At 43.5% G+C, this 25,055-nt stretch carries 16 protein-coding genes; 14 read left to right on the forward strand and 2 right to left on the reverse strand.

Translation table 11 applies throughout. The features are described from left to right. Positions 1-2: 2 nt before the first annotated feature. Entirely contained in the window at positions 3-9,719 is a 9,717-nt protein-coding gene (locus tag ACLD71_RS15935) for a hypothetical protein (protein ID WP_411991313.1), read from the reverse strand. Between the two features lie 608 nt (positions 9,720-10,327). On the opposite strand from ACLD71_RS15935, the gene nifH reads away from it, so the two are divergent. From nifH to cowN, 7 genes are all read left to right on the forward strand, one after another. Then, entirely contained in the window at positions 10,328-11,206 is an 879-nt protein-coding gene (nifH, locus tag ACLD71_RS15940; RefSeq protein WP_137673268.1) for a nitrogenase iron protein, read from the forward strand. 42 nt (positions 11,207-11,248) lie between these two features. Beyond that, a complete protein-coding gene (gene nifD / locus ACLD71_RS15945) occupies positions 11,249-12,694 on the forward strand; it encodes a nitrogenase molybdenum-iron protein alpha chain (protein WP_411991314.1) in 1,446 nt (481 codons plus the stop codon). A gap of 91 nt (positions 12,695-12,785) precedes the next feature. Continuing rightward, positions 12,786-14,357 (forward strand): nitrogenase molybdenum-iron protein subunit beta, encoded by a 1,572-nt coding sequence (gene nifK / locus ACLD71_RS15950; protein ID WP_411991315.1) that lies wholly within the window; start codon positions 12,786-12,788, stop codon positions 14,355-14,357. 54 nt (positions 14,358-14,411) lie between these two features. After that, complete coding sequence (gene nifT, locus ACLD71_RS15955; RefSeq protein ID WP_411991316.1) at positions 14,412-14,624, forward strand: putative nitrogen fixation protein NifT; 213 nt, start codon at positions 14,412-14,414, stop codon at positions 14,622-14,624. Positions 14,625-14,668: 44 nt separating this feature from the next. Next, positions 14,669-15,343, forward strand: coding sequence for a NifB/NifX family molybdenum-iron cluster-binding protein (locus tag ACLD71_RS15960; RefSeq protein ID WP_137673264.1), 675 nt, complete (start codon positions 14,669-14,671; stop codon positions 15,341-15,343). Further along, a complete protein-coding gene (locus ACLD71_RS15965) occupies positions 15,331-15,774 on the forward strand; it encodes a hypothetical protein (RefSeq protein ID WP_411991317.1) in 444 nt (147 codons plus the stop codon). Before ACLD71_RS15960 ends, ACLD71_RS15965 begins: the two co-directional genes overlap by 13 nt. Positions 15,775-15,855: 81 nt before the next feature. Next, positions 15,856-16,140 carry a N(2)-fixation sustaining protein CowN gene (gene cowN / locus ACLD71_RS15970; RefSeq protein ID WP_411991318.1) on the forward strand — a complete coding sequence of 95 codons (285 nt, stop codon included), beginning with the start codon at positions 15,856-15,858 and terminating at the stop codon, positions 16,138-16,140. A 78-nt stretch (positions 16,141-16,218) separates the two neighbouring features. Here cowN and ACLD71_RS15975 read toward each other — a convergent pair whose 3' ends face one another. After that, positions 16,219-17,424, reverse strand: a complete 1,206-nt coding sequence (locus tag ACLD71_RS15975) for a multidrug effflux MFS transporter (protein WP_411991319.1) — start codon at positions 17,422-17,424, stop codon at positions 16,219-16,221. A gap of 142 nt (positions 17,425-17,566) precedes the next feature. Between ACLD71_RS15975 and ACLD71_RS15980 the strand changes: the two genes are divergently transcribed. The 7 genes from ACLD71_RS15980 (at position 17,567) to ACLD71_RS16010 (ending at position 24,967) form a co-directional block, all read left to right on the forward strand. Continuing rightward, positions 17,567-18,052, forward strand: coding sequence for a MarR family winged helix-turn-helix transcriptional regulator (locus tag ACLD71_RS15980; protein WP_411991320.1), 486 nt, complete (start codon positions 17,567-17,569; stop codon positions 18,050-18,052). Between the two features lie 537 nt (positions 18,053-18,589). After that, the gene (locus ACLD71_RS15985; protein ID WP_411991321.1) at positions 18,590-20,611 is read left to right on the forward strand and encodes an RICIN domain-containing protein; all 2,022 of its coding nucleotides are present in this window, start codon (positions 18,590-18,592) and stop codon (positions 20,609-20,611) included. Positions 20,612-20,848: 237 nt separating this feature from the next. After that, positions 20,849-22,252 carry a nitrogenase iron-molybdenum cofactor biosynthesis protein NifE gene (gene nifE / locus ACLD71_RS15990; protein WP_303552800.1) on the forward strand — a complete coding sequence of 468 codons (1,404 nt, stop codon included), beginning with the start codon at positions 20,849-20,851 and terminating at the stop codon, positions 22,250-22,252. Position 22,253: 1 nt separating this feature from the next. Further along, entirely contained in the window at positions 22,254-23,651 is a 1,398-nt protein-coding gene (nifN, locus tag ACLD71_RS15995; protein WP_411991322.1) for a nitrogenase iron-molybdenum cofactor biosynthesis protein NifN, read from the forward strand. 9 nt (positions 23,652-23,660) lie between these two features. Next, positions 23,661-24,131: a NifB/NifX family molybdenum-iron cluster-binding protein gene (locus ACLD71_RS16000; protein WP_137673257.1), complete on the forward strand. Its 471-nt coding sequence runs from the start codon at positions 23,661-23,663 to the stop codon at positions 24,129-24,131. Between the two features lie 41 nt (positions 24,132-24,172). Then, a complete protein-coding gene (gene fdxB, locus ACLD71_RS16005) occupies positions 24,173-24,478 on the forward strand; it encodes a ferredoxin III, nif-specific (protein ID WP_137673256.1) in 306 nt (101 codons plus the stop codon). A 12-nt stretch (positions 24,479-24,490) separates the two neighbouring features. Next, positions 24,491-24,967, forward strand: coding sequence for a SoxR reducing system RseC family protein (locus ACLD71_RS16010; RefSeq protein ID WP_303552797.1), 477 nt, complete (start codon positions 24,491-24,493; stop codon positions 24,965-24,967). The last annotated feature ends 88 nt before the right edge of the window (positions 24,968-25,055 follow it).

Genomic DNA, 25,055 nt, shown 5'->3' on the forward strand with positions numbered 1-25,055 from the left:
CCTTAGCTTATAATGAGATTTTGGTCGTCTATCATTTTTTGTAATAAGTCAGATTGGTCGGCCACGCTAGCATCGCCCTTGTATAAGTCATCTAAACTTACGCCCGATAAATGAATACTTTGCGTAACGTTACTGGCGTCTGGTTTAATTGTCATAAGTGCCGAACCGGAAAGCTCGCTTAATTCAATGTAGGCTTCTGCACTTGTTCCATTGGTTATACCTAATCCATTTAAGATACTGCTTAAGTCAATCGCGTCAGCGTTTTCGGCCGCGTTAAAGTCAGTTATCGTATCAACGCTTGGATCTACAATCGTGCCTTGGTCTTCGCTCCTAAATGCAAATACATCGTTGTTTAAGCCACCGGTAAGGAGATCATTTCCAGAGCCTCCGATAATCAAATCCTGCTGTATACCACCTTCAAGGGCACTGTCGCCCACAGCAACTAATGAAATATCTAATTCTTGACTAATGCCTTCTGCTTTATCGCTATCTATCTTGGCAAAGCTATCTATCGTTAAGGTAAAATCAGTGGCGAGATTGTGTCCACCAGTAATGGCTAAATCGGCCACCTCATTAGTGTTAAAAACCAATTCACCATTCACTGCTGTTTGCCCCGAAATTTCAAGCCCATCAGGAATCCCTGAAAGGGTCAATTTACCCACTTCGTTAGCAGCAGGGTTGGTCAGTTCCATACTGAGGCCTAATGGGATATCGCCGCTTTGTTCAGCAATAATGTGGCTAAATTGCAGGTTAACTACTGGTGGATCGGGTAGGGGCGAAATGTTAATCGTGAGGTTTTCTGTGGCCAGATCCCCAAAATCACTTTGTTGTGTACCTAATACAAAGGCACTGTCTTTAGTTTCGGAGTACAAGCTAACATCGAGTTGTCCAAAGGCATCACCTGCATAGAGCTCGATGCTGGAAACGCTGGAGGCACTAATCAGCAGTGAGGCAATGTATCCTGAACCATTATTAACAAACCGAGCTTCTTGACCATTAATAGAAATACGATCTAAACCAATCAGTGCGCTAGGGTCAGAGTTATTGTTTATTTGAACACCCACTAAAATTTGCTCATTGCTATTGCTTTCAAAACTACTGATATTAACGGGGATGCTAATGGCGTCGTTTTCTAATCCTGTGATGTTATCGGGGACATCGAAAAACTGGCTATCATCGCCAATTGGCATCACCCCAACAATAAAGTCTTGAGTACTGGCTTTAAAGTCATTGGTGCCTGTTTCTACGCTTATAGCTTCAAACACTAAGGGAATGTCGCCGCTAAAATCGAGCGGAGGACTTAAATAAACCTCAGATAACTGGCTGATATCCACGCCCCAAGCTTGGGTGGGATTACCATTAAAACTACCGCCGTCGGCACCATCATTCTCAAGTAGTTGATAGTTACTACCATCGAAATAACTTAATACTGCGCCCTCAGGTACTCCTCTGATACTGAGCGAAAAGGTTTCCGATCCGTCTTGGTCTACAGCGTTTGCTAATAAGCCCTCAATTTTTATATAGCTATCTTCATTGCCGCTGCTGTTTAGTGCGTCGAGTAGCACGAAGTCAGTGACGGGCTGCACATCTAATACTACGCTGGTTGTTTTAGTTTGATTATCTACTAAGCCATCAGCTTGGTCAGTAATGTTAGCTGAGACGTCGATAGTGAATTGACCACTAAAATTATTTGGTGGCCTAAACTCAATCTCGTTTAATTTGCTTGGGTCTAAGACTGTCCAGGTATCATTGCCATTGTCTACAATAATCGAAGAGTCACCTATGAACTGGCTGTTTGCCGGCACGGTTATGAGTAAACTGTTTATCGTCTCGATACCTTCACCAGCGATATTGGAATCGCCAAGAACAAACGCCATGTTTAAGTTTGTTGTGGTGTCTTCTTGAATGGTATTGCTAGAAACCGTTAGCCCAATATCGTCGACTACTGGCTGCACTTCAATATTTATGAACTGCTGTTCGCTAATACTGTCACCTGTGCAGGTATCGGTAACAATTACCGTAACTGGGATCTGTAACTGCCCAGCGTAATCTTCGTCTAATCCCACAATGGTCATGGTTTCTATTGCAGTAGCTGAAATCGTATATCCAGTTATTTGGCCTAGCGCGTTGTACTCTGGGTAAATTTCTCCGCCTTCTAACTCTACATTTTCAGGTAGATCATCCACCGAAATATAGAACGAGATAACATCACTTGGATCATTGGCTATATCCCCATCAAGGTGGCCAGCCACACTAATATTTTCTCCCTCTATCGCGTCAACAGTGGATGTAGACATATCACCGGGCTCGGAAGGCGTACAAGGGATACCTCCGCCGCCGGAATGCCCAGTAACTTGGACCAGCAAAGGCGCCGAGATGAATCGAGCATCTTCGCCATCTATTACTCTTGCTTTTACAATAATGGTGGTTTCATCGGTATCTAAAGCGCTAAACAGCGTTGCACCTGCGAGTATATCTGCAGCTGTTTCTACTATAGCGTCACTGGTTAAACCATTGGCGGGAATGATCCAGTTGTTGTTGGCCCCCATAGTGGCACCATTAGGGTGGTGTACTTCAAAGAACGCCCCGTCTGGGATCACAATCTCTATGTAGTCTAGATACTCTGAACCATCGATATCCTCCTCAATGAACAATACGCTGCCATCAAGCGAGATGGCGCTGCCGTCTATGCTAGTAAGTGGCTCTGTTGTGGCACTTAAACGTGTATTTAGCTCAACTCTGGCGGCAACGTTCACTTGCAAATCGGCATTAATGGTTTTTATATCAGTGCTGCCGTTTGGTGCGGTATCGGTGACTTGGTAGGTGATGGGTATGGTAAAATCTCCACTAAGATCGGTATCTGCTTGAACAACCAATTTTCCACTGGCTAAAAACTCTTCCCAGCTAGTGGTATTAAGGTCAAACAAAGTAGCCAAATCTAAGCCACCCGCGCTTACGTCTATCGACACGCCCTCGTAAAACAAATTTATGCCAGTAGGCAAGCTTGCAATGGTGTAGCCAGTTACAGACTCACTGCTATCACTATCAGCGCCTAATGCGGGTAGTAAATTTAAAGAGGCTTCGCGGTCTTCTACTGCTTGGGATGTTAGGTTATTCCCGTCGTTTTCATCGACTATCGGTGACACTTCAATATTAACGGTATAGTTGAAATCGCCACTGTCTCCATCGGGTTCAGTAGAGATAGCGATGATGTCGAAAGATAACTCGCCACTAAAATCATCGGTAGTTTTTATATAAAGCTGAGACAAAATGTCGTTGCTTATTTGATAGACTCCTCCAGTTACTGGGTCTTTCGCGACCGGTGCTAGGGGATAGGGAGCGCCCATGTTATCAACTAAAGTAATTCCACTGGGTAGATTAGTAATCAGCAGGTTAATGCTCTCAGAGGCGTCGTTATCACTGGTACTAAATTCAAAATCCAAGGGGATTAATTGATCTTCGTTTACACTCACTTGATTGCTAATGATGTTGTTGGCTTGGTCTACTGCCCAATTGCCAGCACCAGAGTCGGCAACTAGAGGCTCATCTACAACACCCTTAAGCTCAATAGTGACAGTTTGAGCAGGTGTTTCTATTGAAACAGGGCTTGGTATTAAACCATCTATGGTTGATTCAGTGGCAATTGCCGAAACACTGATGGTCAATGTTTCGCTAACCGAACTGATGTCTTGTTTAGGAATGAGTGTTATTAAACCTGCATCAACCTCATTAGCATCAACTAGGTAGGTATTAGGGCCATCAAGAGCACTAGAACCGCCTACAACCTGCCAGCCAGGGTCTACCACTATTTTATAGCTGAGTGTTTCAGATCCATCAGTATCGGTAAGTTGCGCGGCGATAACCTCACTCACATCAATGGCATGATCTTCTAAGCCTTTAATATCTCTTACCGATAAGCTGGGTAGGTCTGCTTCAGGTTGTACATTTACCGTAATGGATTGGCTAGTTTGTGCCGTTTGATCACTTGGACTCGCGAATACGTTGCCAGACTCAGTTGCGACGGCAATGAGTGTAAATACAAATTGTCCCGCTAGGTTGTTGTCTGCTTTAACTGTCACTTGGTCTAATTGTGCTTGTGTATAGCTTTTACCTTCTTTAATGGCATTGCCGTTTAGACTTAAGTGTAAACCGTTAGGTAGATCGGCAAATTGATAGCTTAATGATTCAGAACCGTCTACTTGATCAACCAATATTGCGGTAATGTCTAAAGTTTGCACTGAACCATCATCTTCCACCATGCTGTAGATGGTTTGTGAAGCACCGTCCCAAACCGGAGTATCCGCTACTGGCAAAACAGATACCGCAATGTCAGCATTGATGGTTCTGTTTCCAGAAACCGTATCGATAGTCGCGCTCACTAGAATATCTACTGTACTGGTGGTGTCAGACTCATTTTCTGCTGGCTGATAGGTTAAAATCCCATTCGGTTTGGCGTTACCATCAATAATCTCTAAATCAGTGATGGTAAATACACCGCCACTGGCAATGAGTTGGACGTTGTCTAACCATAAGCTTCCGCCATTTAGTGAAGCTTCGTCGATGAGTATGTTAGTGACAGTTTCGTTTTGATCGGTATCACCAGGTCTAACCTCAATAGACAGAGCGACCTCATTGTCTTCAGTGGTTTGCACGTCTTCGGTTCTAATCACCCCAGGAGAATCTCCCAAGTTCAAAGTGGCGCTACTGGTGACTTGGTCACCATCAAAATCTTCGACTACATAGGTAATCGAATCGACTAACGCTGGGTCCTCGGTTACGTCACTCTCAGTCGTGAGTTCCAACTGGCCGTTAGCATGAATAGTCAACTCGCCATAAACTTCTGTTAATAGATTTGGGTTATATAAGGGGACTGTTTCTGAACCGTTAGCAGGTATGTTGTAATCAGTGCCCATGTAATTGAAGCTGATGATCGTGGCGCCATCAGCGCCACTGACAGTTTCATTGATTAATTGAGTGGTAAAGTTTTCTCCCTCCACTAAATCTAAGGATCTGTTTTCGCTTTGCGGTACATCGTCGGTTACTGCCACTGCTATATTAACTGGCGAGCTAGCATCGCCATCGGCGTCAATGGCGGTCACGCTAAAATCTAAAGAAAGTAAATTCTCACCAAGCCCATCTGGGTGGTCGAGGGGGGCTAAAAGCACAAACTCGGTACTGCCATCTAGGTTGATTCTAATTTGAAATATATCTTCCGCTAAGCCATTACTGGCTATGTACCAACCATCACTATTGGCTGCTGTTAAGCTTATAGGGCTGCCACTGGATTTAAGTCCTAGGGCGTTAAATGCCGCGGTGTCTATTCGCAACTCGGCAATATCATCACTGCCTTGTTTTATGCTTATAACTGGGTCAACACTAGACGCCCCATTAGGCTGATTACCGTCTGCTAAATCGGCTTCATCTACTTCTATTTGGCCTACAGCGCTAATGCTCGGATCTCTACCATCAAAAATAGTTACTAATGATGTGGCCGTTTGCGAAGTGCCATCGGTATCACTGGCTTTAATTGGAAGAGCAATAGTTAAGCTTTGTTCTTGGGAGGTGGGTAAGTGATCGACTTGGCTATAGAGATTGATTGTTAAGTCTACATCGGCAGCACTGTCAGCAGCTATGTTTATGTCTTCTGGTAAGCTCACTGTGAATACAACTTCGTTAGTGCTGAGTATGGCGTCATAACTGCCATCTGCGTTGTCGCGCCAAGTAAGTGCTTGGCCATTCTGACTTAAAGGATTGTTATTGGAATCTAAAACTGGGTCGCCATTGGTTATATCTAGCGTCAGTTGATCGATAGGATCTTGATTTGAAACTAATGATACTGTGCTAGTGGCAGTGCTAAATGCGTCAACAGGAGTACTTGGATCTCGCGGCGACTCACTTAGTTGCATATCCATGACCGCGATAAATATATCGCTACTATCGTTTATCGTAATGTCTAAATTTACGCTTTGGGAATCATTGTCGGTATCACGCACGTTTAGTGTTATTGGAAACTGAGAGCCATTGTTTTGGTCTATGCCTTTAAATAAGGTGAACTCATAATTAAGTGTTTCGCTTGTTTCACCGTTAAAAGTGTCAAGAATGCTAATGGTAAATACGCGGTCGTTAATGTCGTTAGTATATGCAGTTAATGTGTTTCCTAAAGGGGAAACAGCATAAGATAAAGGCTCGCCACCGCTACTAAGGGCTGGTTGTTGCTCATCAAAAGCAACTGCAGCAATAGCATCACTACCCACGACTAAATCAACGCTACCTATAGCGCTAACTTCACCAGTAATTAAATCTGCTTCATTAAGCATCACTGCTTGGTTATTGTTAAGCTGAGGATTATTACCGTCTGAGAGCACCCACTCAACAATACCTGGTGCATTGTCACTACCGTCTATGTCGCTAGACAATATAGTGAGCTTTAGAAAGGTTAAGTCGCTGCTGTTTAACTGGTTAATGCTATTAAACATGGTTAAGGTGGTTGTACCAATAAGCTCATCACCATTTGCAAGGCCTGTCAGACTCAAAGTAAATACTAAGCCAATAAAAGGCACTTCTGCGCTAATGGTTTTACCATCGTCACTTAAGGAGTAATCAAGGGATGTTAAATGCGTGCTGCTGGTGAGAAATAGCGATTGTAAGTCTACAAGCGTGGCTTCGCTGAAGGCAAGGCTTTCTGGGTCTGGATTATCGCTCCCAGGTTTTATCGTAAAGGTTTCAGTAAAGCTGGTAGGTGAGTTATCTAAATTACCTTCGGTGCTAACAGCCAAATCATCAACAAAATGACCGGCAGCACCATCACTAATTACTATGTTGTTAAAAGCGTTGCCTGTATCACCTGAGCTATCGGTGACTTTATACTCAAACCGTAACTCTTGATCTTGCTGGTGGTTTAAATTTCGGTTGGCATTAAAAAACCAGTATCCGCTGTTATCTACAAATAAACGCCCCTGGTCAGTATCAAAGACAACAGGAATTGTTCCCACGTCTTTAGTGACTCCGTCAACGGTGACTTGAGTGACGTTTAAGTCACCGTCTAGACTAAAGTCATTATTAGTTACATTACCAAAAACCGATTCACCTTCAGTAACCTGAGCAAAGTCGTTATGCACTTGAGGAACGGAGTCTTTAAGCGCAATCACTAAGGGGGTAAGTACGGTTTCGCTGGTTCCATCAGAATCATACTGAGTGGCTGAAATGATCGGTGTTAAAAATGATTCATCAGTATTTAAGTCGTTGTCTAGGGCGCGGTAAACTAAGGTCTGAATAGAGTTATTTGCCAGAACAGTAAACTTAAATACCAGGTCGTTGGTATCAACAGTGCGCGCTTCTAGGGTTTTATTGTCTGCCGAGAGAATTAAGGTAATTGCGCTGCCTTCTGATTCAACACCTACCAGTTCAGGCTGGTTTTCTGCAAAACTAATCGCTTGAGCATCGTAGATGTTTACGTTGGAGTTTGTTACCAATACGCCGGTTTGGTATAGGTCAGTTTCGAGTAAAATATGAGGGTCAGGTTCGTTTAACAAGGGTAATGCATCTTGTGCGTTATTGCCTGCCACATCATTTACTGAGGTGTAGAGTGTCCAAGGTTCTAGCTTTTGTAAGCTACTGGTATCTATGTTGTTGGTAACCCAATTACCATTGTTATCTACGCTGGCTAGTGCTTCAATGCTTAGGGTTTCATCGCTTATTTGAATACTCACTTGCTGGCCTTGTTCAACGCCGGTGGTGGTTCCTTGTAGGCTAGTGAGAGTGCCAGCTTTAAATTGTGCAACGTTAAAGCCATCTAAGGTATTGATATCAATGGTAGGAATACCAGTATCTAAGGTGATTACGCTGGTGGCTGTTGCTGGGTTACCTGCTACATCGGTGGTGTGTGCGGTTAAGTTCAATTGGCCATCAGCTAAACTGGCCAAGTTTTCGGTGGTTTGCCATTGATTGTTTAGTGATTGCACTTCAAAGCTAAGGCTTCCCCCTAATGAGTCAGTAACACTAATGAACACAATTTGGCCATCTTCTACGTCAATTAAGCTTCCTTCTAATAAGGTTGAGCCTACTTCAGACTGATTGATGGCATTGTCTCCATTGCCTTCAAATCGTGCGCTAATGGTCGCTTGGGTATCTTTAACAATGCTTGAACTGGCGTTGGTGATATTACCTGCAATGTCTGTGGTTGAAGCTTCTAGCGTGAGTTGGCCATCAAGCAAGCTTGATAAGTCTGTGCTTGCTAGTTCCCAGACACCATTAATGACCTGAGTTTCTAGCGTTAATTGATCACCATTACTATCGGTAACCACGACTGTGACTAACTGTCCTTCCTCAACATTGTTTAACTCACCAAACAAACGGGTAGTGGGTGCTTCTACTGCGTTTATATAGTTGTCACCCTGGCCATCAACATTTGCATTTATTTCCGCTAGGGTGTCTTTAACAATACTTGAGTTTGCGGTAGCAATGTTACCGGCAATATCTAGTGTATTAGCGGTAATGCTTAGTGTTCCTTCGGCCAGGGAACTTAAATCTACATTGTTGATTTGCCAGCTATTGTTGCTAACGGTGGTTTCAAAATTAAGCTGTCCGCCATTGCCATCATTTATGCTGACGCTAATGTTTTGGCCGTTCTCAATATTCGCTACTTCACCAAATAGCTTTGTGGTGGTAACTTCCACGGCGTTTATGTAGTTGTCGCCTAAGCCATCAATGTGGGCTTCTATACTTGCTTGGGTATCTTTTGTAATTGTAGATGTTGCTGTTGCTGGATTACCTGCAATATCTATAGCATTTGCGGTAATGCTTAGCTCACCATCTTGTAGACCAGATAAATCGTTATTGGCAATTCTCCATTGGTTGTTATCTACCGCCGTAGTGAAATTAAGCTGATTACCAGCAACGTCGGTAATTTGCACAAATACGGTTTGTCCGTTTTCTATGCCAACTATGTCACCATGCAAAGGAGTGGAGGATTGCTCATACTGGTTAACATAAAGATCTCCTTGGCCATCTATTTCAGCTTCTATACTGGCCACTACATCTTTAATTGTTGAATCGCTAGTCTCTACAAATTGACCAAAGTAATCCATTACGCTGGCATTTACATCTATCTTACCCTCACTCAACTGCTGAATATTTAAGCCTTGGTATTGATAGCTGTTGTTGTCGACCACTGCATTTACAGTAATGGTTTGTCCGCTAGCGTCAGTAAGGGTGATAACCACCACTCGGCCATCTTCAACATCAATGGTGTTTCCTTGTATTACTACCGAGGGCACTTCAAATTGGTTTTCGTAGCCATCACCACCGTCAATAATATTTACTGTTATAACGGCATCGTTACTTAAGGGGGGGATAGCATCGGCCTGAGCCCCTTGGTTTTCAGTGGTGCTAATACTTAAATCACTATTCTGGGTAGTAAAACCCGCTTCTGGAAGTGTCTCATCTAAGGTTGGTTGCACCCTAACCACAAATGAAGCGCCTTGACTAGATTGGTTGTTACTATTGTTGGTGGTGTTTGGAGAATAGAGAGGAGGAGCTGCGGACTCGCTATCTTCCGCAGTTGTTTCCAATAGCGGATTTTTAGCTAACTCATTAATGACGTTTTTTACTAACGGAACACTGGTGTCGACTATTTCAGAAGGCGTTACTTTCACCCACTGACCATCGGCCATCACTTTCCAAATTTGTCCTTGTATATCTACGTAGACAACTGGCTTCATCCTTTAGCCCTTACTGTAAACAATATCTGTCTAACATAATGTTTAGCACAAAACTTTCACTAATGAGTGATTAGTAAACTATTTACTTAAGAAAGTCGTTATCTACTGCGGTTTAGCCGAAAACCAGACAGCAATAAACACTCTTTAAAGGGGCTGTGTCGGCTATTAAAAGTCGGATCTTTGTTCAAATCTCCCTAAATCATTATTTAGTCACTTTGAATTTATAGAGATTTCATTCGTACTATTTTTATTAATTTTTAGTCATTACCTTGTTTGCACCATTTAACTCGGCTTGATGAGCTACTAAGGCATATTCTTTAATAGACATTAAGCGCTGCTAATAGCTAGTGTTAAGAGACTACAAAATTAGTTTTGGCTCATGCGCTAAACCATCTAAATTACCGAACCATCCCTCCCACACGCTAGTCATCTTTGCTACAAACGCGACATTTGCTCGAGCGATTGTCAGCTATTTTAATTGTTTGAATACACTTAAAAATACATTTATTCCCATAATTACAGTGTGTTACATGTCATTTAAAGGCTTGGAACAGTATTCGCAGTAGCTACAGCGGGAACCGTTAATCAAGCTAATAGGAAGAAATATTATGGCTATTCGTCAATGTGCAATTTACGGAAAAGGCGGTATTGGTAAATCTACCACTACTCAAAACTTGGTTGGAGCTTTAGCGGAAGCGGGCAAAAAAGTAATGATTATTGGTTGTGATCCTAAGGCGGATTCAACGCGCTTAATCTTACATGCAAAAGCGCAAAACACCATCATGGAAATGGCTGCAGAAGCTGGCTCAGTGGAAGACATCGAATTAGAAGATGTACTTAAAGTGGGCTATGGCGGTGTTCGCTGTGTTGAGTCTGGCGGTCCTGAGCCAGGTGTTGGTTGTGCTGGTCGTGGTGTGATTACTGCCATTAACTTCTTAGAAGAAGAAGGCGCATACGAAGAAGACTTAGACTTTGTATTTTACGATGTACTTGGTGACGTTGTGTGTGGTGGTTTTGCCATGCCTATTCGCGAAAACAAAGCGCAAGAAATCTACATTGTTGTATCTGGTGAAATGATGGCGATGTACGCCGCTAACAACATTTCAAAAGGTATTTGTAAGTATGCTGCTACGGGTAGTGTGCGTTTAGCAGGTCTTATTTGTAACTCGCGTAAATGTGACCGAGAAGATGAGCTAATTGAAGCACTAGCCGCCAAAATCGGTACCCAAATGATCCACTTCGTACCGCGTGACAACGTAGTACAACAAGCTGAAATCCGTCGTATGACGGTAATTGAATATAACCCTAAGTGTAACCAAGCCAACGAATACCGCACGTTAGCCAACAAAATCATTGAAAACCAACTGTTTGTTGTTCCTACACCGGTAACGATGGACGAGCTTGAAGAACTATTGATGGAATTCGGCATCATGGATGAAGAAGACGAATCAATCATTGGTCAAACAGCTGAAGAAGCAACGGCTTAATCACTCATCTTAGTGAATATATCAATGCTATAGGAGGCAGCAATGTCAGATAAAAAAGCAGAGACTCAAGCGCTGATCGATGAAGTGCTAGAAGTCTATCCAGAGAAAGCCAAAGCCGATCGCAAAAAGCACTTAGGTGCTAATGACGGCGCAGCCGGCAGCTGTATTACCGCTAACCGTAAATCATTGCCCGGTGTAATGACCGCGCGTGGTTGTGCTTACGCAGGCTCTAAAGGGGTAGTGTGGGGACCAATTAAAGATATGGTACATATCTCTCATGGTCCAGTTGGCTGCGGCCAATACTCACGCGCTGGGCGTCGTAACTATTACACCGGTTACACGGGTGTAAATAGCTTTGGCACCATGAACTTTACTTCTGATTTCCAAGAGCGTGACATCGTGTTTGGTGGCGATAAAAAGCTAGCGACCATGGTTGACGAAGTAGAAATGCTATTTCCGCTGGCTAAAGGTTTGTCGATTCAATCTGAATGTCCAGTTGGCCTTATCGGTGACGATATTGAAGCTGTGGCTAAAACCAAGGGCGCAGAAATTGGCAAAACCATTGTGCCAGTGCGTTGTGAAGGTTTCCGTGGGGTGAGTCAATCTCTGGGACACCACATTGCTAACGATACTTTACGTGATTACGTATTGGATAAATCGGAAGGCAAAGAAGTCGCAACTACCGATTACGACGTCGCAATTATAGGTGATTACAACATTGGTGGTGATGCATGGTCGTCACGTATTTTACTTGAAGAAATTGGCCTGCGTGTTGTTGCCCAATGGTCTGGTGACGGTACTTTGCCTGAGCTTGAAAATACCCCTTCAGTAAAACTAAACCTGGTGCACTGCTACCGCTCAATGAACTACATCTGTCGTCATATGGAAGAGAAATATGGTGTGCCATGGATGGAATACAACTTATTCGGCCCAACCAAGTGTGAAGAGTCGCTGCGCGCTATTGCTTCCAAGTTTGATGAAAAAATTCAAGCCAAAGCGGAAGAAGTGATTGCTGGCTACAAAGCACAATGGCAAGCGGTTATCGACAAGTACCGCCCGCGCTTAGAAGGCAAAAAAGTAATGTTGTACGTAGGTGGTTTACGCCCACGTCACGTTATTGGAGCTTACGAAGACTTAGGCATGGAGATAGTGGGAGCCGGTTATGAATTTGGCCATAACGACGACTACAGCAAAACCGTTCCCGAAGTGAAAGATGCCACGCTTATTTATGATGACGTGACTGGTTACGAGCTAGAAGCCTTTGCTGAAAAGCTTAAACCTGATCTGATTGGTGCTGGAGTTAAAGAGAAGTACATCTTCCAGAAAATGGGCATTCCTTTCCGTCAAATGCACAGCTGGGATTACTCAGGTCCTTACCACGGCTTTGATGGCTTTGCGATTTTTGCCCGCGATATGGATATGACCTTAAACAACCCATGTTGGGACAAGTTAACACCACCGTGGAAAAGTGCAAAAGCAGCGGCTTAAGTGCTAGGCAAGATCAGGATGAGTGCACTAGCGCTTTACACATTAACTCAATTCGTAGTTCACAGATGAGTGGCGCGAAAGGAGAGAGAAAATGAGTCAACAAGTAGACGATATCAAACCTGGCTACCCCTTGTTCGAACAGCCAGAATATAAAGACATGATGGCGCGCAAGCGTAGCGATCATGAAGAGGGGGCAAGCGACGAAAAAGTGAAAGAGGTGTTTGAGTGGACCACCACTCAAGAATATCAAGATCTAAACTTTTCGCGCAAAACCCTAACCGTAGACCCTGCCAAGGCGTGCCAACCTTTAGGCTCTGTGTTATGTGCTTTAGGTTTTGAGAAAACATTGCCTTATGTGCATGGTTCTCAAGGTTGTGTGGCTTACTTCCGTACTTATTTTAACCGCCATTTTAAAGAACCTGTTGCTTGCGTGTCTGATTCTATGACCGAAGATGCAGCAGTGTTTGGTGGCCAGAAAAACATGTTTGACGGCTTACAAAACTCTTTGGCGTTGTACAAGCCTGAAGTGATTGCCGTATCCACAACCTGTATGGCCGAAGTGATTGGTGATGACTTAAATGCTTTTATTGGTAACGCCAAAAAAGAAGGTTACATTCCTGAAGAACTACCAACACCCTTTGCACATACGCCTAGTTTTGTTGGCAGTCATGTCACTGGTTGGGACGGCATGTTTGAGGGTTTTGCTAAGTACTTCACGGCAAAAGCTATGGACGACAAAAAAGTCGGCAGCAACGGTAAAATTAACTTGGTACCGGGTTTTGAAACCTACTTGGGTAACTACCGCGTTATTCACAAAATGATGCAGCAAATGGGTGTTGATTACAGTTTGTTGTCTGATCCATCAGAAGTATTAGATACCCCAGCCGATGGAGAATATCGCATGTATGCGGGTGGCACACCGCTAGCCGAGCTAGAAGATGCGCCTAACGCTATAACCACCTTACTGTTACAACCTGATCAACTGGTTAAAACCAAAAAGTTTGTTGAGGGAACCTGGAAGCATGAAGTGCCTGCGACCAATATTCCAATGGGCTTAGATTGGACAGATGAGCTATTGATCAAAATATCTGAGCTTACAGGCAAAGAAATTCCTGAAACATTAGCCACCGAGCGTGGCCGTTTAGTAGACATGATGACCGATTCCCATACCTGGTTACACGGGGTGAGCTTCTCTATCTATGGCGATCCTGATTACTTGATGGGCTTAACCAAGTTCCTACAAGAACTAGGCTGTGAAGTTAAACACATTTTGTGTAACAACGCGGCCAAGCGCTGGCGCAAGAAGATGGAAGCACTCATTGCGCAATCGCCATCTACTGCCAATGCTGAGATCCACGTTGGTAAAGACTTGTGGCATTTCCGTTCATTGATGTTCACTAACAAACCAGACTTTATGATTGGTAACTCTTACGGCAAGTTTATTCAGCGCGACACCAAAGCAAAAGGTGAAGAGTTTGAAGTGCCGTTAATTCGCTTAGGCTTTCCGATCTTCGATCGCCACCATTTACACCGCAACACAACATTAGGTTACGAAGGCGGTATGTACATGTTGACGACCCTAGTCAACGAGGTGCTGGCCAAGCTAGATCTTGATACCAGTGAAATGGGTAAAACAGATTATGGCTTTGACCTAGTCCGATAAGCTCCACTACCGAGCCTGGCTGGGAGTTATTCCCAGCCAGCTTAAGGAACAGCAATGCCTAATTTAATCATAAGTCGCGAATCATCTGGAGCGCTACAAGCCTATATTGCCAAAAAGGACCTAGAGCTTCCCATTAACTCATTGCAGTTTGATCATGTTGATCAATGGGGTGGGGAGGTAGAGCTAGGCGACGGCAGTAAATTCTATATCGAACCGGTTAGTCCAGCGCCGAGCTTGCCCAAAACATTTAGAGCTAGGCGAGCTTAATGTGAGCTAGTGAGGTAAGACCCCATAAATCAAGGAAGCAGTTTATGAAACAGCCAATGAGTGATAAGCTGGCCTTGCGGCTGGCAATGGCATCTAAAGCGGTGCCGGAAATAGGCTTAAAACAGTTTATTAGTTTGCTGGTAAAGCAATGTAGCGAACCGCTAACCGAAAAGAAACTGCGAACGTTAAGCCCAAAAGTATTACGTGGAGTACTGGAAGATTCTCGATTAACCATAGAGCGTGGCCAAGTTAATCAAGTACACGCAATATTAACCTCAGATCAAATAAGCCAAATGCAGGCACCCAGCGTGCCTGCGGCAAAAGAGCTAGCAGGGCCAGTGGTGCAACTGGCTGTTAGCTCCAATAACTTAGAACAAATAGATGGTCATTTTGGTTCTTGCTTACGTTTTTTGGTCTATCAAATTAACGCAAGCGGTTATCAGTTAGTCGATGTACGCCCAGTAGCGGAAAACCTCAGTGGCGATGCGCGTACCTCTTATCTCATTGAGTTAATAAAAGATTGCCAATTGTTAGCGACTTTGTCGATAGGTGGACCGGCTGCAGCCCGAGTCAGCCGCGCTGATATCTTGCCGTTAAAACAACTCACGCCACAACCTAGCCAAGATATCCTTCAGCGCTTACAAAGTGTAATGGATACCCCTCCGCGTTGGTTAGCGCGACTATTAGAAAAGCAGGAGGTGGAATTATGTCTACCTTAGAACCCGATGTACCGCATGCGACTAAACAATGTAATTGTAAAGGCGATGGTAAGCTTCACCGACCTCAACAAGCGGGGACTTGCCAATGTGGTAATGACAATCCGTCTACCGCGAAACTAAAACACAATCGTTGTAGCTGTAGCGATAAAACCCAACAAGCGGATGAAGTTCTGAGTCAACGTTTGATTGATACCTTTATTGCCAAATTAGCTAACCAACACGACTACCAGCAGCAACTTGCTTGTTTTAAAAAGCATCATCCGAGTATACGAATTATTGAATGCAGTGAAGACGATATGGCAGAACGTGAACCATTTATGAGTGCCAGCTATTTTGATCTGTTCTTAATGGCGAACGGAACGAGTTGTGCGCGATTGACTAATAGTGTGGATCTAGCCATAGGCTTCGTTGTTGCCCTGCATGAAGAGTAATTAAGGACACACTTTCAATTGAATTTACTAAAGCTGCCTAGTGATAACTGCTAGGCGGCTTTTTAGTGAGGCGGCTTAACCATGAACAATACCAGTACCGACCGTTATGTTTCATTTTGCAACATTCGTTGTGATGAAAATGCAGATCGTTTAATCACCCTTTTAGACCAGCATTTAGCAGCTGAGCATGGTGGCAAGCTTTGGCAAGACTACTTTAAAGGTAAAAGGGCAGAACAACTAAAAATGAAGCGTGACAACCTTAACTTTATTGGTAACCAAACGAATCCTTTATACGAATATTTTGCGCTTTGCGATGATAAGCAGGCCAGCGAGCTACTCTATACCATTGAACAAGAATGCTGTTAGCTTAGGCGTTATTACAAATCTCTAGAGAAAGCCAAATACAGCTAGGTATTTGGCTTTGTGGTGATTTGTCGGATCAGCTTAGCCGACTCCATGCTTTAGTTGATGGTGTAAGTCATGGGCATTTAAGGCATTAGCTTTTAAGGCCGACAGCAAGGCAATTAGCGCTGAACCTGCAATGAAGAGAACCATCGGCCACAAGCTATTTGTCGAAAGCATTGCCGCGATAGCGCTGATAGCAGCGCCAGCAAAAAATTGCGTTGCGCCTAGAACCGCCTGCGCTGTCCCAGCTCCTTTAGCAAAATGTTTTAAGAAACACGCATTAGCATTAGACATGGTTCCGCCAGTAGCCGCCATTACAATGATAAAACCACTTGCGGCAAACCAAAGATTTGTAGGCGCAATAATTAGCGCGCTAATTAACACCACACCACCAAACAACTGAAGGGCTAAAAAGCTCACCAGCATATGCTCTGGTTCCGCATGGTTAAGTCGATAAGAGTTATAGCGGTTAACCATCACTACTCCCACTACGTTTGCAATAAATAGTATTGAGAACAGCTCTTCTGAAATTCCAAAGGTGACAATGTATGCAAAAGGCGCATTTGTGATAAAAGTCATCAAAACGCCATAAGCGAACGCTTGTGCTATTAAGTATCCTAAAGCCTGCTTGTTCTTTAATACATCCAAAAAACTTATTGAACTCGCATGAGGGGCTGTGCTTCTAACTTGTTTGGGCATAACAAATATCGCCCATATCGCAACTACACAAGCAAATATGCCAGAGCTTATGAAAATCCAATGCCAGTTAGAAATTTGAAGGATCAAGGTACCAATTGAAGGAGCGATAGAGGGAGCAATCATCATGATCAGCATAACCAATGAGAACAGCTTTGCGGCTTCTTTACCTTCAGCGTTGTCCCGTATAACAGCCGGCACTCCGACCACTGCAACGCCCCCGCCAATCGACTGAAGTATTCGCCATAACCAGAATAGCTCCAGGCTGTTAGCTAATGCCAAAAATACACTGCATAGTGCAAAAATCAATAATCCCGCTACCATCACCGGCTTTCGCCCGTATTTATCGGATAAGGGCCCACCAACAAGCTGGCCTAAGGCCATACCAAAAACGTAAATGCTGACAGTTATCGCCACTAACGAGGTATTTACGTCAAAATTGTTAGCAATAATTGGAATAGCGGGCAAATAACTATCAATGGCGTAGGGCGTCATTGCAAATACCGATGCCAGCAATAAAATCAGCTTTTTAGAAATCTTGTGTTGCATAATCTTCTCAAATTTACCTTTCTAGAAAGATACTAGCTAGAAATTACCTTTCCAGCTAGTACCTTTCTAGAAAGATACTAGCTAGAAATTACCTTTCCAGCAAGATATATTGTTAATATCGCTTAGCGTTAGAGAATTCAAATTGAAGCACCAAGAAAGCATCGACAGTATTTTGCGTTCAACCCAGTTAAACTGGCCAGAAGCCTACGAGACCATTTCCCCAGCTGTATTACGTATGGTTCGTGTTCATCATGGCTTTAATCAAACCTTGGAGAGTGTAATAGGGCAATACCAGTTGCAGGTGGCAGACTTTGGCATTCTGGTCACTCTTCGCCGTTATCCCGCTCCTTATTGTCTGTCGCCAACCACCTTGTACTCAGCGATGTTATTTAGCTCTGGTGGGTTAACTAAAGTGTTAAACAGAGTCGCCCAAGCGGGGTTAATCGAGCGCGTAGATAACCCTGAAGATAAACGTAGCAAGCTAGTACAATTGACCGCTGCCGGTAAGACCTTGATTGACAAAGTAGTCTTAGAGTTACACCTGCAACAACAACATCGTATGGCGGTGTTAACTAGCGACGAGCAGCGACAACTAAATCATTTACTCAGTAAATTGGGTGGCCGTTAACCTGTTAATTTACTGTCAAAACCCAAGCTCTTTTTAATTACGCTTTGTACCGGTTCCTCTGGTTATGTTAAGTAATACCTTTGCCGATACAAAGCCAATAGCCGACCATTTGTGAGGGAAACCTCTACTATCTTAGCTTTAAGACTTCGAGCTAGAGACGTTTAGCGAAGTCTATTTCTAGTAAATCCTAGCTTCTACCTTATTAATTAAAAATTTAATTTAAAAATATTTTTGTTAACTAAGTTTGTAATACTTATTGGTTATTTTAATTCTAAAATTTATTTACTTGGATATGAAAATGTTTACTTTGTGATCTGTCCATTGCAAATACTATAGCTGTTCATTATGTAGTATTTTTAGTTTTCTGTTTTTTCTTGGTTTTAATATGTTTACATTTTTCTATGAGTTGTTGTTGAAATAATTTTATCTTGTTATTTAGTTTCTCGTATGAATTAATAATTGGTTTAATCGACTCCATTGTTGGCCTGTATTGTTTTCAATACTTTAATGGATTAACTAATATAAAATGGGAACAACATGATTTTTAGAAACAAGATATCTCTGGGTGTCACCATGGCGTTTGTTATGTCAGCCCCCTTGTCGGCAGCTACGGTTAGCGACGCTGAATACCGTAATATTGAGGTTCGCCATAGCGGTAAATGTATCGATTTGTCTGCCGGTAACACGGCTAACTTTGCCCCTTTTGCTCAATGGACTTGTGGTGAAAATAATGCCAACCAACGATTAGCTTTTGTTAACCAAGGTAATGGTTTTTACAGCATAAAAACTAAGGCCAGTAGTAAGTGCTTAGAAGTTAAAAATGGTGATGTAAGTAATGGCGCTGATATTCAACAGTTAGATTGCCAAGTAAGCGATGAAAAACAATATTGGTCGTTGCTAGACATGAATAATGGCTGGTTTAAATTAAAAAACCAACAAACAGAAAAATGTTTAGATGTAGCAGGTGCCTATACTGAAAACGGTGATGAATTTCATCAGTGGGAATGTTTAGCCGATCATCCTAATCAAGAATTTCGATTTATTTATGATGTAGACAATGGCGACAACGCTAATCCTGAAGACGTTGTTGGCACTATAAATATCCAAGCCGAAGATTTTGTCAGTCAGGGTGGCACTTTTGACGATAACCAGCAAACACCGGTCAGTAAATATACCGTCGCTGGGCAAGGTGCTATTAACTACATAAACAGCGGTGATTTTGTCGATTACGAGGTTAATGTAGACAAAGCCGGTATGTACTTAGTGAGTTTTAATGTTGCTACCGCCATCACCGAAAACTCAGGCATTGAGTTACTGGTAATGGAAGGTGGAGCATGGCGTTCTTATGTTCAAGCTCAAGTACCAGCCAACGGTTGGGATAACTTTTCACCACTTACTGCTAATACCGAAGTAGCGTTACCAGCGGGTATTCAACAAGTGCGTATTCACGCACTTGGTACAAATGATTGGCAATGGAACTTAGAATCTTTCAAATTGGTTTGGCAGGGTGAGTTAACTGGGCCCACAGAGCCTCCATTATTAGATGACGACGGTGACGGCGTTCTAAATGCTAACGATTTATGCCCAAATACGGGGCTTAATGAAGCCGTAGACCAAAATGGATGTTCACCATCACAGTTAGATGACGATAACGACGGTGTGAATAATGCCATCGATCTTTGTCCAAATACGCCACCTGGAACCTCGGTAGATAACAGCGGTTGCGAAGTTTCTTCACCAAACGTCATCGACGTAAATACAGCCGATGCTACTTTACCTAGTTTTGTGTCTTTTAATAACACAACTCCACAAGGTAAACGTTGGGAAAAAGTAGATAACTTATCTGATGAGTTTGAATTTTGGAATGGTGCTAAGTGGTTAAAAACCAATTGGAACTATGGAAATACACCAGTCAACATGCTGAACAAGAATTCAGGTGTGGCCAACGGTAACTTGTGGATCCAAGCAACCTTAAATGCCGACAGCCCTAACCAGTGGTTTGAATCATCTAGAGTACGCTCGGTAGCTAAAATCAAGTTCCCGATGTATACCGAAAGCCGGATAAAAGTGGCTAACATTTCGGCCTACTCAACATTCTGGTTAAACAATGGTGATATTAACAATCGCGATGAGATTGATATCATCGAAATCAACCCTGTTCCTACCTGTAACTGTCAGCCAGACTTTCCTTGGAAAATGAACTCGCAATACTTTATTGCTAAAAACGGCTCAACAGAGCGTAATCATGGTAACTCTGATAACCGTACCGATCTATCGGATCAAAATACCTTGCAAGGTGTTTTATGGACCGAGGATTATCATGTATTTGGCGCATGGTGGAAAGATGAGCATACCGTACAGTTTTACCTAAACGGTGAACCAGTAAACAAGGTAACCACCCAGCAACCATTCACGCTTGAGCAATTCATTATTTGGGATTTATGGAGCCAGGATTCAAGTTGGGTAGGGGGTCTTCCTCAAAAAGATGACCTATTAAACAACGACAATAACATTATGAAAGTTGACTGGATCCGTACCTGGAAATTAGTCAACGATTAATCCTTTGGCTTAAACAACATTCATAGTTTTAAAGGGCTTACCTTCACGGGTAAGCCCTTTTTTGTTGGTGATTAAGGTGTACGAGATACCTATACATTGTGTTGTTTGGCAGTATTTTGTTGTGTTTGCTACAAGAGAATATTCATATATATCAACACCTAAGGCTTTGGAATGTCTGTTGCAACTAGATCTGCTGAGTGCTTTAACAAGCAAAGTTGCAAGTGATGAGGAGTAAGCATGAAGCGAAGTGATATTGCTGAATTATTAGATGAGCCAGCTTGTGAGCATAACCAAGGAGAAAAAAGCGGCTGTGCTAGGCCGGTGCCTGGTGCAACTGCGGGTGGTTGCAGTTTTGATGGAGCCCAAATAAGCCTGCTACCGATAGCCGACGTTGCCCATATTGTTCATGGGCCTATAGCTTGTGCTGGGAACAGTTGGAATAACCGAGGTACTCGCGCCTCTGGTCGCAACTTGTTTCGATTAGGGTTTACCACAGATTTAAACGAACAAGACGTGATAATGGGTCGAGCAGAAAAACGGTTACTTCACGCTATAAAAACCGTTATCGAGAAACATCAGCCACCAGCTGTGTTTGTTTACGTTACTTGTGTTCCTGCCTTAGAAGGTAATGACGTTCACGCGATATGCAAACTGGCTCAGCAGCGCTGGGAACTTCCCGTTGTTGCAGTAGATGCAGCCGGTTTTTACGGGAGTAAAAACCTAGGCAACCGCATTGCGGGAGAGGTAATGGTAAAACAGGTTGTGGGAAGTGCTGAGCCTCCAGCAAAACCCTTAATGCGCCACGATCCAACACGCCAAGTAAACGATATTGTGCTGATAGGTGAATACAATATTGCTGGAGAATTTTGGCACGTATCACCCTTACTAGAACGTTTAGGGTATCGGGTATTAAGCTGTATGTCAGGAGATACCCGCTTCCACGAAATTCAAACCATGCACCGAGCCGACGCGGCCATGGTGGTGTGCTCTCGCGCGCAAATAAACGTCGCACGTATGTTAGAAGAACGCTGGGACATTCCCTGGTTCGAAGGCAGTTTTTATGGCGTAGAGGATACATCAGCAGCATTAAGAAGCTTCGCTAAATTGATTAATGATCCGCAAGTGATCCGCGAAACAGAGGTATTGATAGCTGAGCAGGAAATTGCCATCCGCAAGAAACTGCAGCCTTATATTAATCGCTTAACTGGTACTAAGGCCCTGCTGTATACCGGCGGAGTAAAGTCGTGGTCGATAGTCTCAGCATTACAAGAGCTAGGCGTTAGCGTAGTGGCTACAGGGACCAAAAAATCCACTGCTGAAGACAAAGCCCGTATTAAACAAATAATGGGTGATGAAGCCTTAATGTTAGACGAAGGCGGTGCAAGAAACCTATTAGACATTGCTAGCCAGCAACAGGCCGACTTATTAATAGCAGGTGGGCGAAACATGTATACCGCGCTTAAAGCGCGCTTACCGTTCCTCGACATTAACCAAGAGCGTGAACACGCCTACGCAGGCTACGAGGGCATGCTTACTTTTGCTAAAGAACTGTGCCGAACTTTAGAAAGTCCAATTTGGCCGCTGGTTGCTAGCACTGCGCCGTGGCAGCAAAAAGTACGATTAAGCAGCGAGGAGCAATAATATGAGCAAAGATAACCATCACATCGCTATAAATCGCAGCGCCTTAGTAGAACAACCGTTAAAAACCAGTGCGGCTACCGGAGCAACCTTAGCCTGTATGGGATTAAGCAATGCCATTCCTTTAATGCATGGCTCCCAGGGATGTGGGGCGTTCGCTAAGGTTTACTTGATACAACATTATCGCGAACCCATACCGCTACAAAACACCGCCATAGACCACATTGCTGCAGTAATGGGAGGCGACGACAACTTAAACAAAGCATTGGCACTGTTATGTGAAAAACATCAGCCTCAATTAATTATGGTGGTGACTACAGGCTTAACGGAGATGCAAGGCTGCGACGTAGCCAGAGTTATTCGTGAATTTAAAGCTAGCCATCCGCAGTATTTAAAAAGCAGACTGGTTTCTGTATCAACCCCTGATTTTAGCGGCTCGATGCAAAGTGGTTTTGCACATGCTGTTGAAGCTTGCGTGCAACAGTTAATTGTAGAGCCTACAGTTGATAGCAAATCTACGGTTGCAGCACAGCCACAACTTAATGTGTTTTGCTCAGTGGCCTTAACCAGCGCAGATTGTGAGTTAATTGAACGGTATTGTTCAGCGTTTGGATTTAACGCGGTGTTACTCCCGAATTTAAGTGATTCCTTAGATGGCCACTTGGCCGATGAAGATTTTTCTAACACCAGTACTGGCGGTACCGGGGTAAATCAAATTACCAGCATGGTAAATAGCGTAGCGAGTTTGGTGATTGGCGAATCTCTATTACCCGCGGCAAAATTGTTACAAGAACACTATGCGGTGCCTTATCACTCATTAGGTCTGGTTATGGGCCTAGAGAAGAGTGACAAACTGGTGATGTTGCTGTCTGCGCTATCCAATCAAGCAGTGCCCGATTGGATAAATCGTCAACGTAAACGGCTGCAAGACGCCATGTTAGATTGCCACTTTCTGTTATCGGCTAGCCAAGTGTCTATGGCCTTAGAGCCCGACGCAGCAGCAGGTTACGCAACATTGTTAGCCGAGAATGGTGCAGTGTTAAACAAACTTGTCACAACCCTCAATGTGCCAGAACTTAAAGCGATTAAGGCAAATAACGTGGTAGTAGGGGATCTATCAGACCTTACCAATGTTATTGCCGATAGTGAGTTTGTTATAGGCAATACCCATTGCGCCAATTTATGCGAGCCCTCCACACCGGTATTACGAGCAGGCTTCCCTTGCCATGATCAGTTTGGTAATAGCGATGCGCTGCAAGTGGGATACGAAGGTGCCAGAAATCGCTTATTTGCCATGGCTAATTTACTAAAAGCCAATCATCAAGACGAAGTACCTGCTCATGTAAGTGCTTACCGTTTTGAACCAGAAAGTTGTGTTAAACATCCACTGCCCATTTCCTAAGGTGCTGCTATGAATGCGATGGAAAGAAAGCTTTCAATTATCGAAGACGGCCAACAACGCGAGCACTGTTTTAAAGTGGCTTTTGCCAGTGAGAGTAAACACAAGGTAGACCAACATTTTGGTAGTGCACATACCTTTTTGATTTACGGTTTTGGTGAGCAACATATTCAACTTATTGAAGCGCTGCAGTTTGAAGTGACTAAACCTGGTCACGACGCTGGGCGCTTGAGCCAACGCATCGAAGCCCTTAAAGGCTGTGCAGCCGTATTCAGTAACGCTTGTGGCCAACGAGCAATAGAAAAACTTAAGCAATCGGGTATCAGTAGTTTAATGGTAGATAGCGATATAGAGCTTAGTGTTTTGTTGGGAGAAATTCACTTGCAGTTTGTTCATCAACCGATGGCGTGGATGCAAAACAAACAGACTGATTCAGCCGAACAAACCCAACGTTTAAACGAACTATTAGATGAGCCTTGGTAACAAGGTAATGGAATGTAAATTAACTAAAAAAGGAAAGAGTAATGAGCGATAAAAACTTTATGGGGCTCACCAGAGACGGATCACCTTGGGAACCGCAGTTTGTTACGGCATTAGATCAAGACGCATGTATTGGTTGCGGGCGATGCTACAAAGTTTGCCCACGTGATGTGTTTGATTTGGTTGAGCGAGAAATAGACGAAGATGACGAAGCCTATGACGATTATGACGACGATGTAGTGATGGTGATGGAGCTGAAAAACGCCGGTGATTGTATTGGCTGTGCAGCTTGCTCTACCGTATGTGCTAAAAATTGCCACACCCATACACCCGCTAGCGCTTTGGTCTAGGAAGCAGATCTTATGGCACAAGTAAGCTTAAATGTGGTTAGCGTGTCAGGTGATAAAGTTGTTTTAGAAGGACAGCGGCAAAGTGCCTGTTCTTCTTGTGCGAGTAAAAATAGCTGTGTCACTGTGAACAGTGACACAGCTACCTTGCTACGGGCAGAACTTACCAGCCTAGCGCACTATAAGGTTGGGCAGCAAGTAGACATGAATTGCCACGACAGCTTTTTACTAAAAGCCATTATGGTGATGTTTGCTCCTGCTTTATGTGGTTTGCTTGGTTTTGCTTTATTGGCTAACTATTTGTTTGCGGCCTCTCATCCTCATACGGTCGAATACATTAATTTAGGGGCCGCTCTATTGGGTTTTGTCTCTGGCTTACTGTTAAGTCGGTATTTTGCCCAGCCGCTTATTGGGCAGCTTAATCAGCAGTTGTCATTAAGGCCTACAACATCCTGTAGCAAATCTAACAAGCCATCCGATAATGTGATTTAACTCACACTAAAAATATTTATCCCCAGTTGATAAATCAATATTTATCAGTAGGTTACGCTCGTTGGTTGATTGGGTATCTCACTTGCAA

The sequence above is a fragment of the Agarivorans sp. DSG3-1 genome (genome assembly GCF_046774965.1).
GTDB lineage: Bacteria > Pseudomonadota > Gammaproteobacteria > Enterobacterales > Celerinatantimonadaceae > Agarivorans.

Coding starts and splice junctions, on each gene's coding strand:
- ACLD71_RS16010 (WP_303552797.1), top strand. CDS start 24,491: ATGGCACAAGTAAGCTTAAATGTGGTTAGCGTGTCAGGTGATAAAGTT.
- nifH (WP_137673268.1), top strand. CDS start 10,328: ATGGCTATTCGTCAATGTGCAATTTACGGAAAAGGCGGTATTGGTAAA.
- nifT (WP_411991316.1), top strand. CDS start 14,412: ATGCCTAATTTAATCATAAGTCGCGAATCATCTGGAGCGCTACAAGCC.
- cowN (WP_411991318.1), top strand. CDS start 15,856: ATGAACAATACCAGTACCGACCGTTATGTTTCATTTTGCAACATTCGT.
- ACLD71_RS15985 (WP_411991321.1), top strand. CDS start 18,590: ATGATTTTTAGAAACAAGATATCTCTGGGTGTCACCATGGCGTTTGTT.
- nifD (WP_411991314.1), top strand. CDS start 11,249: ATGTCAGATAAAAAAGCAGAGACTCAAGCGCTGATCGATGAAGTGCTA.
- nifN (WP_411991322.1), top strand. CDS start 22,254: ATGAGCAAAGATAACCATCACATCGCTATAAATCGCAGCGCCTTAGTA.
- ACLD71_RS16000 (WP_137673257.1), top strand. CDS start 23,661: ATGAATGCGATGGAAAGAAAGCTTTCAATTATCGAAGACGGCCAACAA.
- fdxB (WP_137673256.1), top strand. CDS start 24,173: ATGAGCGATAAAAACTTTATGGGGCTCACCAGAGACGGATCACCTTGG.
- ACLD71_RS15975 (WP_411991319.1), bottom strand. CDS start 17,424: ATGCAACACAAGATTTCTAAAAAGCTGATTTTATTGCTGGCATCGGTA.
- nifE (WP_303552800.1), top strand. CDS start 20,849: ATGAAGCGAAGTGATATTGCTGAATTATTAGATGAGCCAGCTTGTGAG.
- nifK (WP_411991315.1), top strand. CDS start 12,786: ATGAGTCAACAAGTAGACGATATCAAACCTGGCTACCCCTTGTTCGAA.
- ACLD71_RS15960 (WP_137673264.1), top strand. CDS start 14,669: ATGAAACAGCCAATGAGTGATAAGCTGGCCTTGCGGCTGGCAATGGCA.
- ACLD71_RS15935 (WP_411991313.1), bottom strand. CDS start 9,719: ATGAAGCCAGTTGTCTACGTAGATATACAAGGACAAATTTGGAAAGTG.
- ACLD71_RS15965 (WP_411991317.1), top strand. CDS start 15,331: ATGTCTACCTTAGAACCCGATGTACCGCATGCGACTAAACAATGTAAT.